This window comes from Sphingosinithalassobacter sp. LHW66-3 (assembly GCF_050703275.1).
In the GTDB taxonomy this organism is placed as follows: domain Bacteria; phylum Pseudomonadota; class Alphaproteobacteria; order Sphingomonadales; family Sphingomonadaceae; genus Sphingomonas.
In genome coordinates this window covers 2,551,632-2,562,878 of sequence record NZ_CP193482.1, presented here as the reverse complement: position 1 = coordinate 2,562,878, position 11,247 = coordinate 2,551,632, and the positions used below count along the sequence as shown (strand labels likewise).

Genomic DNA, 11,247 nt, shown 5'->3' with positions numbered 1-11,247 from the left:
CACGGCTTCGCGCCCCTTTTCATTGGCGGCTGGAGGATTGGAAGGCAGGATCGCAGACGAGCGGCTTCGGTCGATTCCGCTCCGCCGCGAAGTCGGCGCTGTCCTACAGCTATCGATTCGTGCCAAGCTTCGCACGTGGCCCACTCTGCGCCTCTTCCCTTCCCCCGCCGCACCGCTGCTTCCTGCTCCGTCCCTCGCACGCGCGCGTTGAGGTGCGACTTTAGTGCGACCTTCGGCGGAAAACCGCGGGTTTGCCTGCCGCCGAGTGCCGGTCCCGAATCGAGCGCCCGCCGATTCGCGCGCCGCTTGACTCGGCGGGCGTCAGCGCAACACTCCAGCTTCCCGGGGACTCGGCACAGGGGGGCTGCGCGATGCGACGGCTGATCGGATGGATGGCGGCGTCGGTGGCGCTGCTCGCGCTCCAGTTTCCCGTGGCGGCCCAGCCCGCGCCGCCGGCGGGCGCCCAGGCCGCGCCCGAGCACCGGCTCGACTGGCCCAGGCTGCTCGCGGAGGGCAGCCGAACCGAAATCCAGGCGAGTGTCGATGCCGGGCCGCACTTCGAGCGCGGGCGCTCGGCGCAATGGCTGCTCGATCAGCATCGCCGGCTCGACTCCGCGCTCGCCGCGGTCGCGCCCCAGCGGCGCGGCACGGTCGACGCCTATGTCCTCGTCGCCGGGCTCGACAGCGATCCCGTGTTCGGGCGCGAGGCGCGCGAGGCGGCGCGCGTGCTCGCCCGGCGGTACGACGCCGAAGGGCGCACGGTGTTGCTCGCCGGCAGCGACGGGCGCACCGCCGACGCGCTGCCGATGGGCACGCCCCAGGCACTGGCGCTGGCGCTCGCCACCATTGCCGAGCGCATGGACCCGGCCGAGGACGTGCTGGTCCTCTACACCACCAGCCATGGCGCGCGCTTCGGCCTAGCCTATCACGATGGCGACCAAGGCTATGGCTTCGTGTCGCCGTTGCGGCTCCGGGCGCTGCTAGACGAGCTCGGCATCCGCAACCGGCTGCTGATCCTCAGCGCCTGCTATTCGGGCATCTTCGTCCCCGCGCTGGCGAGCGACACGACTGCGATCCTCACCGCCGCCTCGTCGCAGCGCCCGTCGTTCGGCTGCCTGGCCGAGAATGACTGGACCTTCTTCGGCGACGCGGCGATCAATCGCGCATTGCGCGAACCCCAGCCGCTCGGCGAGGCCGCCGAGACCGCCCGGCGGACGATCGCGCAATGGGAGGCCGACGCCGGTCTCGAAGCGTCGAAGCCCCAGCTGAGCATCGGCAGCGGCGTCGCTGCCTGGCTCGCTCCACTCGAAGCTCGCATGCCTTCCGCCGCGAGCGAATCGGTCGGCCGGCCGGCAATCGAATCGCTGCCCGCGGCGGCCGGGCACTGAGGCGGCGGCATGGCGGAGCAGCAGCAATCGCTCGTCGCACGGTTGATCCCCGGCGATCTCGAACGCACCGTCCCGGCGGCGATGCGGCGCGCGCTGCCCGGCGGATTGCGCAACCGCTTCGTCCAGGCCGGGCTCGCGCTGCTGATCGCGGTCGGCTTCGCGTTCGTGGTCCGGCGAATGCTGCAACGGCGCGAGGAGCGCCGTGCGGAGCGCCGCGCGATCGAGCGCAGCCGCCCACCCGAAGCGCTTGCCGCACAGCCGCCTTCCCCGGCCGCTTCCTTGGAACTCTCCCGCACAGGAGCAGTTGCGACTGCCATGAACACGGATCAGACGCCCGCGCCCTCCGGCGGCACGCCCCCGCCGCCCCCCGCTCCCGCCGCCGGACAGGAAGCCGGCGAAGACAGTCGCGCCCGCGAGTATCCGTTGCTCGCCGAGCCGCACATCCATCTCTCGGGAACGGTCGATCACGCCATGTACGGCAGCTTTCGCGAGCAGCTGCAGGCGGCACCCGACGAGGGCACGCTGGTGATCGCCATCTCCACGCTGGGCGGCGATCCCGAAGTGGCGCGGCTGATGGGCGACGAAGTGCGGCTGCTGCGCGAATATAGCGGGCGCGAGATCCTGTTCCTGGGCAAGGTCGCGGTCTATTCGGCGGGTGCGACCTTCATGGCCGCCTTCCCGGTCGAGAAGCGCTTCCTCACCAAGGGCACCCGGATCATGATCCACGAGCGGGTCATGACCAGCACGATCAACCTGTCGGGCCCGCTCAAGACGCTCACCGCGACGCTGCGCGCCAAGCTCCACGAGATCGAGCACAGCGTGCGAATCGAGGAAGAGGGGTTCCGCGATCTGGTGCGCGGATCGAAGATCGATTTCGACGAAGTGCGCAGCCGTGCGCCGGAGAACTGGTACATCTCGGCAGAGGAAGCGCGCGAAAAGGGTCTCGTGCTCGACGTGATCTGAAAAGGAGTTGGTGTGGAGCGTGATCCGCCGTCCCGGTCGGCACAGCTGCGCGCGGGTTTTCGCGAGGCCCTGCGTGCGCCGGTTACCTCACGCACGAGAAAGGCCGCCCATGCGGCAGGATTCGTCGCGGGGGCGTCGGCGATGCTCGCGCTGATCCTGCTTCATCGAACCTGAGCGGCACATCATTCGCGCGCAACCTCGAATGCGGGCGGAACGCCGACGGACAGGGACAGGGCAAGGAGCGATAGCGCGCAACTGTCGCTCCTTGTTTGAAACTGATGCCGCGCTCATGTATCGGCCATGTGAATCCGGGCGACGCCCATGCGGCGCCCATCAGCAACGGGACGCATCATGGCCGATTTTTTCCTGCCCAAGAACAGCAAGATCAAGGCAGGCAAGAAGTTCGACGGGCCGACCACCGGCGGCCGGATCAAGAAGTTCAAGATCTACCGCTACGATCCCGACAGCGGCGCAAACCCGCGATACGACACGTTTCACGTCGATCTCGACGATTGCGGCCCGATGGTCCTGGACGCGCTCATCAAGATCAAGTCGGAGCAGGATCCGAGCCTCACCTTCCGCCGCTCGTGCCGCGAAGGCATCTGCGGCTCCTGTTCGATGAACATGGACGGCAAGAACGGCCTCGCCTGCACTACCGCAATCGAGGACATTTCCGGCGAGATCCGCATCACGCCGCTGCCGCACATGGAAGTGATCAAGGATCTCGTCCCCGATTTCACCCATTTCTATGCGCAATACGCCTCGATCCAGCCCTGGCTGAAGACGGTTTCGACCACGCCGTCGGGCAAGGAGCGGCTGCAGAGCCCCGAACAGCGCGAGAAGCTGGACGGATTGTACGAGTGCATCCTGTGCGCCTGCTGCTCGACCGCCTGCCCCAGCTACTGGTGGAACTCCGACCGGTTCCTCGGACCGGCGATCCTGCTCCAGGCCTATCGCTGGCTCGCCGACAGCCGCGACGAGATGACCGGCGAGCGGCTCGACGCGCTCGAGGATCCGTTCCGCCTCTATCGCTGCCACACGATCATGAACTGCGCGAACGTCTGCCCCAAGGGCCTCAACCCCGCCAAGGCGATCGCCGAGATCAAGAAGCTGGAAGCCGAGCGGGCGCTTTGATCTTGGCATCCTGCGTGGTTCGCGTGTGGCGAACGGCTGCGCCATGACCGAGCCGTTCAGCTTCCGCTACGAGGACGATCCCGACGCACCGGGCTGGAAGCGGTGGGAACTTCCCGCGTCGTCGCTGTTCAACAGCTTCATCGGCCCGGTGCGCGTCCGCGTCGAAGTAGGTGTCGCTCGGGTTCGCTGGCAGGCGGAGGAACGGCACGCCAATCTTCGCGGCCATGTCCATGGCGGCGCGCTGCTCGGCTTTCTCGACATCTGCCTGTTCGCGGCGGCGCGCGGGCTCGACGTGCTGGAAAGCGGTCCCGCCTCGACGGTCGATCTGACCACGCATTTCCTCGCCGGCGCACCCATCGAGCATGTCGTCGAGGCGCGCGTCGAGCTGACTCGCGAGACCGGCCGCTTCCTTTTCCTGCGAGGTCTCGTCGTCCAGGGCGAGGAGAGCGTGGCGAGCTTTTCGGCGCTGATCCGCAAGCCGTCGCGCAAGCCGGCATGACCCGCGTCCTCGAGCGCTATGAAGCCCTGATCGCCGCCGGCGAGCTCCGCCCCGACGCCGAGCAGGCCGTCGCCGCGCACCGGCTCGATGCCCTCGCCCACGAACTCGAGCGCGGCCCGCGCAAGGGCAGCATCCTGTGGCGGCTTACCGGCGGGGGCAACGGCGAACCGCCACGCGGCGTCTATCTGTGGGGCGATGTCGGCCGCGGCAAATCGATGCTGATGGATCTGTTCACCGACTGTGTCGCAGTGAAGCGCAAGCGCCGCGTCCATTTCCACGAATTCATGCTCGACGTGCATGCGCGCCTCAACGAGGAGCGCAAACGTGCGGCCGACAAGCCGGTCGAGCGAGTCGCAGCCGCGCTCGCCGCCGATGTGCGGCTGCTCGCCTTTGACGAAATGGTGGTCAACAATCCGGCGGACGCGATGATCCTCTCGCGGCTCTTCACCGAGCTGATGGGCCACGATGTCACTGTCGTCGCCACGTCGAACCGGCCGCCGCACGACCTCTACAAACATGGCATCAACCGCCAGCTGTTCATGCCCTTCATCGAGCTGATTGAAGCGAGGATGGACGTGCTGGCGCTCAACGGTCCGGTGGATTATCGGCTCGACCGGCTCGGGCCGATGGATACCTGGCTGGTGCCGAACGGCCCAGAATCGACGCGAAAGCTCTCATCAGCTTTTTTCCGTCTCACCGACTATCCGGTGGAGGATCGCGAGCATGTCCCCTCCGGGGAAATCGAAGTCCAGGGTGGGCGCCTGCTACACGTGCCGAAATGCCTGAAGGGCGTTGCAGTCTTCTCGTTCAAGCGGCTGTGCGGCGAACCGCGCGGCGCTGCCGATTACCTGGCGATCGCCCGGCGCTTCCACACGGTCATTCTGGTGGGCATCCCGCAGCTGGGGCCCGAAAACCGCAATGAGGCAGCCCGCTTCGTCACCCTCATCGACGCACTATACGAGCACAAGGTGAAGCTGCTCGCTGCAGCCGACGCCGAGCCGGAGCAACTCTATCGAGCCGGCGACGGTGCCTTCGAGTTCCAGCGCACGGTGAGCCGGCTGCACGAGATGACATCGGACTCCTATCTGGCGCAGGGGCACGGGGCGGCTTGAATTGAGCCGACTACAACTGTAGTCGCAGGCGGATCGGAGACAGTCCCTGCGCCTTTGCCTCGCTTCGCTCTTTCTGACGCTTCTCGCCACGCCGTCGCTGGCGCAACCGCAACCAACCTTCGCCGAGCCACAGGTCCTGCGCCTCGAGCCCTATCGCAAGGGAGTCGCGGCACGTGTTCGGCTGGGCGGTGTCGAGCGGCTCCTGGTGTTCGACACCGCGGGCGGCATCTCGGTGCTCGCCCCCGAGATTGCGCGCGCCGCCGGGTGCGAGCCTTGGGGAGCGCTCGTCGGGCATCGCATGACAGGTGATCGCCTGACGCTTCCCCGCTGCGAGCGCGTCGCGATTGAGTGGGACGGCGTCAGGCTCGAGGCTCCGGTGGCGGGCGTGCTCGATGCCACGTCCTTGATGGCCGTCGACGCCGCTCCGATCGACGGGTTGCTGGCGCTCGACGTGTTCGACGGGCAGACCATCACGATCGATTTCGCTGCGCTGTCTCTCATCATCGAGACGCCGGAAAGCCTGGCCGAACGCGTCTCCGGTGCGATCGAGCTGCCGGCGCGGCTCGCGCGCGAAGTCGGCGGCCGGGCCTTGGCGGTGTATATCGACGTGCCCAGCGCGCGGGGCTCGCTGGCGATGGAGCTGGACAGCGGCAACGGCGGCACCATCCTCGTCTCCAAACCCTATGCTGCTGCGCTGGGGCTCGACCCTGCGGCGCCTGGCCCGCAGCGGGGCGCATTTCCGATTGCCGAGGGCGTCGAAGCGCGCGGCGTGATGTTCACCCCAGAACTCGTGATCGACGGGAATCTCGGGATGCCGTTCCTGCGCGACTGGGCCGTGACGCTTGATCTTGCCCGCGGGCGCGTGTGGCTGAACCCCAGCGCCGCAACCCCGCCGCCGTCGATGGGTGCGCCGCCGCCGCTCGAGTGAACCACCTGCGCCCGCACACTCGGCGCAGCGCGACCCAAGCGTTCCGACGCTTTATTGCTCTTGCGAATGAATTGCAAAGATAATCGTGGTGAGCCCGCATCGCGGGTTGCGGCGTTCCTATAAAGCGCCTAAGCCCCGCACGTTTTCGGGCGCGCGGATGCGTCCGAGCCTGCGCCCGCGACAGATTGGGCCAGAGAGAACAAGGAGATTCCATGGCCCGCAAGAAGATCGCGCTGATCGGCTCCGGCATGATCGGTGGCACGCTCGCGCACCTCGCCGCGATGAAAGAACTGGGCGACGTCGTCCTCTTCGACATCGCCGAAGGCATGCCGCAGGGCAAGGCGCTCGACCTCGCTCAGTCGGGCCCCGTCGAAGGCTTTGATTCGAACCTCAGCGGCGCCAACGACTATAGCGCGATCGAAGGTGCCGACGTGTGCATCGTCACTGCCGGCATCCCGCGCAAGCCGGGCATGAGCCGCGACGATCTGCTCAAGACCAATCTCGGCGTGATGAAGGCCGTCGGCGAAGGCATCGCGCAATATGCGCCCGACGCCTTCGTGATCTGCATCACCAACCCGCTCGATGCGATGGTCTGGGCGCTGCGCGAATTCTCCGGGCTTTCGCACCAGAAAGTCGTGGGCATGGCCGGCGTGCTCGACAGCGCGCGCTTCCGCCACTTCCTCGCGGAAGAATTCCAGGTCTCGGTAGAGGACGTGACGGCATTCGTGCTTGGCGGCCATGGCGACACGATGGTGCCGGTGGTCGAATATTCCACTGTCGCGGGCATCCCGATCCCCGATCTCATCAAGATGGGCTGGTCGACGCAGGAGCGGATCGACGCGATCGTGCAGCGCACGCGCTCCGGCGGCGGCGAGATCGTCGGCCTGCTCAAGACCGGTTCTGCCTTCTATGCCCCCGCGACCAGCGCGATCACGATGGCGGAGAGCTACCTGAAGGACAAGAAGCGCCTCCTGCCCTGCGCGGCGCATCTTACGGGCCAGTATGGCGTCGACGACCTCTACGTCGGCGTGCCGATCATCATCGGCGCGAACGGCGTCGAGCGGATCGTCGAGATCGAGCTCAAGGAAGACGCGCGCAAGAATTTCGACGTGTCGGTGGATGCGGTCAAGGAACTGGTCACTGCCTGCAAGGGTATCGACGAGAGCCTGAACTGACTTCGGTCGTCCCGGCCTGGCCCGGGATCGCGCGCCGCAGCGCGCATCCATCCAATAGAGGTTCCCGGCGGCCCGTGCCGGGATGACGAAAAGGAACCCTGATGAGCATCCTCGTCGACAAGAACACCAAGGTCATCACACAGGGGATGACCGGCGAAACCGGCACCTTCCACACCAAACAGGCGCTGGAATATGGCACTCAGATGGTGGGCGGCGTCACGCCCGGTAAGGGCGGCACCGACCATATCGGCCTGCCGGTGTTCAACACCGTCGCCGAAGCCGTCGAGAAGACCGGAGCGACTGCCAGCGTGATCTACGTTCCGCCCCCCTTTGCGGCGGACTCGATTCTCGAGGCGATCGACGCTGAAGTGCCGCTGATCGTAACGATCACCGAGGGCATTCCGGTGCTCGACATGGTGAAGGTGAAGCGCGCGCTTTCGGGCAGCAAATCGCGGCTGATCGGTCCGAACTGCCCGGGCGTGCTGACGCCCGGCGAGTGCAAGATCGGCATCATGCCCGGCAGCATCTTCTCCAAGGGGTCGGTGGGCGTTGTTTCGCGCTCGGGCACGCTTACCTATGAAGCCGTGTTCCAGACGACCAACGCGGGCCTCGGCCAGACGACCGCCGTCGGCATCGGCGGCGATCCGGTGAACGGCACCAACTTCATCGACGTGCTCGAGATGTTCCTGGCCGACGACGAGACCAAGTCGATCATCATGATCGGCGAAATCGGCGGCAGCGCCGAAGAAGAAGCCGCGCAGTTCCTGAAGGACGAGGCGAAGCGCGGTCGCAAGAAGCCGATGGCGGGCTTCATTGCGGGCCGCACGGCGCCTCCGGGCCGCCGCATGGGCCACGCGGGCGCGATCGTTTCGGGCGGCCAGGGCGGCGCCGAGGACAAGATCGCGGCGATGGAGGAAGCGGGAATCCGTGTTGCCGACAGCCCGAGCGAGCTCGGCACCACGCTCGTCGAGGTGCTCAAGGGATAATACGGAGCAAGCGCCCCACTCCCCCGTTGGTGTCGAGCGAAGTCGAGACACGCTGGGGCGCGCACTCGTCCCTCGACATCGCTCGGGACGAACGGACGGTTGGAATTGCACATGGGCTATGAGGGCCTGGACTTCGACGAAATCGCCGGCGGCGTGAGCCCCGCCTTCGTCGAGACCCTGTACAAGCGCTACAAGAGCGATCCCGGCTCGGTGGAAGCTGGCTGGCGCGACTGGTTCGAGGGGCTGGAGAGCACCGCGTCGGGGCCCAGCTGGCAACGCGCCAACTGGCCGCTATCCGATACCGATGCGCTCACTGCGGCGCTCGATCCGACGCAGATGGAACCCGCCCCCAGGCCCGCGAAGGGCGGCAAGCCGCCGGCAGCGGCTTCCGCAGTTGCGCCTTCCGCCGATGCAATCGCCAAGGCGGCCGGAGACTCGATCCGCGCGATGATGCTGATCCGCACCTATCGGGTACGCGGGCATCTCGCCGCCAATCTCGATCCGCTCGGCCTGTCCCGCCGTGACCTGCCCGAAGATCTCAAGACCGAATATCACGGCTTCCCCGACAGCGAAGTCGATCGTCCGGTCTATCTTGGCGGCGCGCTGGGTTTCGAGACCGCGACCCTGCGCGAGCTGGTGAACGTCCTGCGCGCGAATTACTGCGGCAACGTCGGCCTTGAATATATGCACATCGCCGACGTCGAGGAGCGGCGCTTCCTCCAGGAGCGGATGGAAGGTCGCGACAAGGCGATCCAATTCACCGTCGACGGGAAGCGCGCGATCCTCTCGAAAGTGATCGAGGCCGAGCAGTGGGAGAAGTTCCTGGGCCGCAAATATGTCGGCACCAAGCGCTTCGGCCTCGACGGCGGCGAATCGATGATCCCGGCGCTCGAGGCGGTCATCAAATATGGCGGCCAGACCGGCGTGCGCGAAATCGTGTACGGCATGGCGCACCGCGGCCGGCTCAACGTGCTCGCGAATGTGATGGCCAAGCCCTATCGGGCGATATTTCATGAATTCGCCGGCGGATCGTCCAATCCCGAGGATGTCGGCGGGTCCGGCGACGTCAAATATCATCTGGGCACCAGCACCGACCGCGAGTTCGACGGCGTCAGCGTTCACATGTCGCTCGTCGCCAACCCGTCGCACCTCGAAGCCGTCGATCCCGTCGTGCTCGGCAAGACGCGCGCGCTGCAGACCTTCCGCAGCGATCTCGGCGAGCATGCGCAGGTGCTGCCGGTGCTGATTCACGGCGACGCGGCCTTCGCCGGTCAGGGTGTCGTCTGGGAATGCCTCGGCTTCTCGGGTGTGCGCGGCTACAACACCGGCGGCTGCATTCATTTCGTCATCAACAATCAGATCGGCTTCACCACGAGCCCGCAATTCGCGCGCTCCTCGCCCTATCCTTCGGACGTGGCGAAGGGAGTCCAGGCGCCGATCCTTCATGTGAACGGCGACGATCCCGAAGCCGTGACCTTCGCCTGCAAGCTGGCGATCGAATATCGCCAGCAGTTCAAGCGCGATATCGTGATCGACATGTGGTGCTACCGCCGCTTCGGCCACAATGAAGGAGACGAGCCGAGCTTTACCCAGCCGCTGATGTATGCCGCGATCAAGCAGCACCCGCCGGTCAGCGAGATCTATGCCAAGCGGCTGGTTGCCGAAGGCGTGATCGACGAGGGCTTCGTCACGGAAAAGGTCGAACAGTTCACGTCCCTGCTCGATGATGCGTTCGAGGCGGGCAAAAGCTATCTGCCCAACAAGGCGGATTGGTTCGCCGGCCGCTGGACGGGCCTGTCGGCGCCCATCGATGCCGAACACACGCGGCGTAATGTCGAGACCGGAATCGACCGCAAGCTGTTCGATTCGCTCGGCCGCACGCTCACGGAAGTTCCCGAGGGGCTTGCCATCCACAAGACGCTGGGGCGCGTGCTCGACGCCAAGCGCCAGATGTTCAAATCGGGCGAAGGCTTCGACTGGGCGACCGGCGAGGCGCTGGCGTTCGGCTCACTGCTTTCCGAAGGCTATGGCGTGCGCCTTTCGGGCCAGGATTCCGGCCGCGGAACCTTCAGTCAGCGGCATGCCGTGTGGGTCGATCAGGCCGAGGAACGCAAATACGTCCCGCTGAACGAGATTCCGCACGGGCGGTTCGAAGTGCTCGATAGTCCGCTGTCCGAATATGGCGTGCTCGGCTTCGAATATGGCTATGCCCTTGCCGATCCGAAGACTCTGGTGCTCTGGGAAGCGCAGTTCGGCGATTTCGCCAACGGCGCGCAGATCATGATCGACCAGTTCATCGCATCGGGCGAGGCCAAGTGGCTGCGCGCCAACGGGCTCGTGATGCTGCTGCCGCACGGCTATGAGGGCCAGGGCCCCGAACACAGCTCGGCGCGGCTCGAGCGCTTCCTCCAGCTCTGCGCGCAGGACAATATCCAGGTCGCGAATTGCACCACGCCGGCGAACTACTTCCACCTGCTGCGCCGGCAGATGCATCGCAATTTCCGCAAGCCGCTGGTCGTCATGACGCCCAAGTCGCTGCTGCGGCACAAGATGGCGGTATCGACTGCGGACGAGTTCCAGGGCCAGAGTCACTTCATGCGTATCCTGTCGGATACCAACGGCGCCCAGGATGCAAAGACGAAGCGGCTGGTACTCTGCTCGGGCAAGGTCGCCTATGACCTGATCGAAGCGCGCGACGCTGCGGGCGATACCGACACGCAGATCGTCCGCATCGAGCAGCTCTATCCCTTCCCCGGCGAGCCGCTGACGGTGCGGCTCAAGCGCATGACGGCGCTCGAGGATGTGGTCTGGGCGCAGGAAGAGCCGAAGAACAACGGCGGCTGGTCGTTCGTCGAGCCGCTGATCGAAGCATCGCTGATAGATGCGGGCTGCAAGACCACTCGCCCGCGCTACGCGGGCCGTGCCGCCGCAGCCTCGCCTGCGACCGGCCTGATGAAGCGTCACCAACTCGAGCAGGCGGCGCTCGTCGCCGACGCGCTGGGCCACAGCGTGCGCGAAGAATATCGCCGGACGACCAACTAGGCTTTTGCCGAACCGGAGCT

At 66.3% G+C, this 11,247-nt stretch carries 10 protein-coding genes; all 10 read left to right on the top strand.

Annotated elements, in window-relative coordinates:
• Window positions 1–371 precede the first annotated feature (371 nt).
• Window positions 372–1,388 (top strand): C13 family peptidase, encoded by a 1,017-nt coding sequence (locus ACQ450_RS12605; protein ID WP_431469519.1) that lies wholly within the window; start codon window positions 372–374, stop codon window positions 1,386–1,388.
• Between the two features lie 9 nt (window positions 1,389–1,397).
• Entirely contained in the window at window positions 1,398–2,351 is a 954-nt protein-coding gene (locus ACQ450_RS12600) for an ATP-dependent Clp protease proteolytic subunit (protein ID WP_431469518.1), read from the top strand.
• A gap of 12 nt (window positions 2,352–2,363) precedes the next feature.
• The gene (locus tag ACQ450_RS12595) at window positions 2,364–2,525 is read left to right on the top strand and encodes a hypothetical protein (RefSeq protein ID WP_431469517.1); all 162 of its coding nucleotides are present in this window, start codon (window positions 2,364–2,366) and stop codon (window positions 2,523–2,525) included.
• 177 nt (window positions 2,526–2,702) lie between these two features.
• Window positions 2,703–3,485 carry a succinate dehydrogenase iron-sulfur subunit gene (locus ACQ450_RS12590; RefSeq protein ID WP_431469516.1) on the top strand — a complete coding sequence of 261 codons (783 nt, stop codon included), beginning with the start codon at window positions 2,703–2,705 and terminating at the stop codon, window positions 3,483–3,485.
• Between the two features lie 43 nt (window positions 3,486–3,528).
• Window positions 3,529–3,984, top strand: a complete 456-nt coding sequence (locus ACQ450_RS12585) for a PaaI family thioesterase (RefSeq protein ID WP_431469515.1) — start codon at window positions 3,529–3,531, stop codon at window positions 3,982–3,984.
• Window positions 3,981–5,096, top strand: coding sequence for a cell division protein ZapE (zapE, locus tag ACQ450_RS12580; protein WP_431469514.1), 1,116 nt, complete (start codon window positions 3,981–3,983; stop codon window positions 5,094–5,096). Before ACQ450_RS12585 ends, zapE begins: the two co-directional genes overlap by 4 nt.
• A gap of 205 nt (window positions 5,097–5,301) precedes the next feature.
• Complete coding sequence (locus ACQ450_RS12575; protein ID WP_431469513.1) at window positions 5,302–6,024, top strand: hypothetical protein; 723 nt, start codon at window positions 5,302–5,304, stop codon at window positions 6,022–6,024.
• A gap of 212 nt (window positions 6,025–6,236) precedes the next feature.
• Complete coding sequence (mdh, locus tag ACQ450_RS12570) at window positions 6,237–7,199, top strand: malate dehydrogenase (RefSeq protein WP_188054030.1); 963 nt, start codon at window positions 6,237–6,239, stop codon at window positions 7,197–7,199.
• A gap of 101 nt (window positions 7,200–7,300) precedes the next feature.
• Window positions 7,301–8,185 (top strand): succinate--CoA ligase subunit alpha, encoded by an 885-nt coding sequence (sucD, locus tag ACQ450_RS12565; RefSeq protein ID WP_431469512.1) that lies wholly within the window; start codon window positions 7,301–7,303, stop codon window positions 8,183–8,185.
• Window positions 8,186–8,296: 111 nt separating this feature from the next.
• Window positions 8,297–11,227: a 2-oxoglutarate dehydrogenase E1 component gene (locus ACQ450_RS12560; protein ID WP_431469511.1), complete on the top strand. Its 2,931-nt coding sequence runs from the start codon at window positions 8,297–8,299 to the stop codon at window positions 11,225–11,227.
• The last annotated feature ends 20 nt before the right edge of the window (window positions 11,228–11,247 follow it).

What these genes read in the sequence shown, in the direction of transcription:
- zapE (WP_431469514.1), top strand. Translation starts at nt 3,981, where the DNA reads ATGACCCGCGTCCTCGAGCGCTATGAAGCCCTGATCGCCGCCGGCGAG.
- ACQ450_RS12590 (WP_431469516.1), top strand. Translation starts at nt 2,703, where the DNA reads ATGGCCGATTTTTTCCTGCCCAAGAACAGCAAGATCAAGGCAGGCAAG.
- ACQ450_RS12560 (WP_431469511.1), top strand. Translation starts at nt 8,297, where the DNA reads ATGGGCTATGAGGGCCTGGACTTCGACGAAATCGCCGGCGGCGTGAGC.
- sucD (WP_431469512.1), top strand. Translation starts at nt 7,301, where the DNA reads ATGAGCATCCTCGTCGACAAGAACACCAAGGTCATCACACAGGGGATG.
- mdh (WP_188054030.1), top strand. Translation starts at nt 6,237, where the DNA reads ATGGCCCGCAAGAAGATCGCGCTGATCGGCTCCGGCATGATCGGTGGC.
- ACQ450_RS12600 (WP_431469518.1), top strand. Translation starts at nt 1,398, where the DNA reads ATGGCGGAGCAGCAGCAATCGCTCGTCGCACGGTTGATCCCCGGCGAT.
- ACQ450_RS12605 (WP_431469519.1), top strand. Translation starts at nt 372, where the DNA reads ATGCGACGGCTGATCGGATGGATGGCGGCGTCGGTGGCGCTGCTCGCG.
- ACQ450_RS12585 (WP_431469515.1), top strand. Translation starts at nt 3,529, where the DNA reads ATGACCGAGCCGTTCAGCTTCCGCTACGAGGACGATCCCGACGCACCG.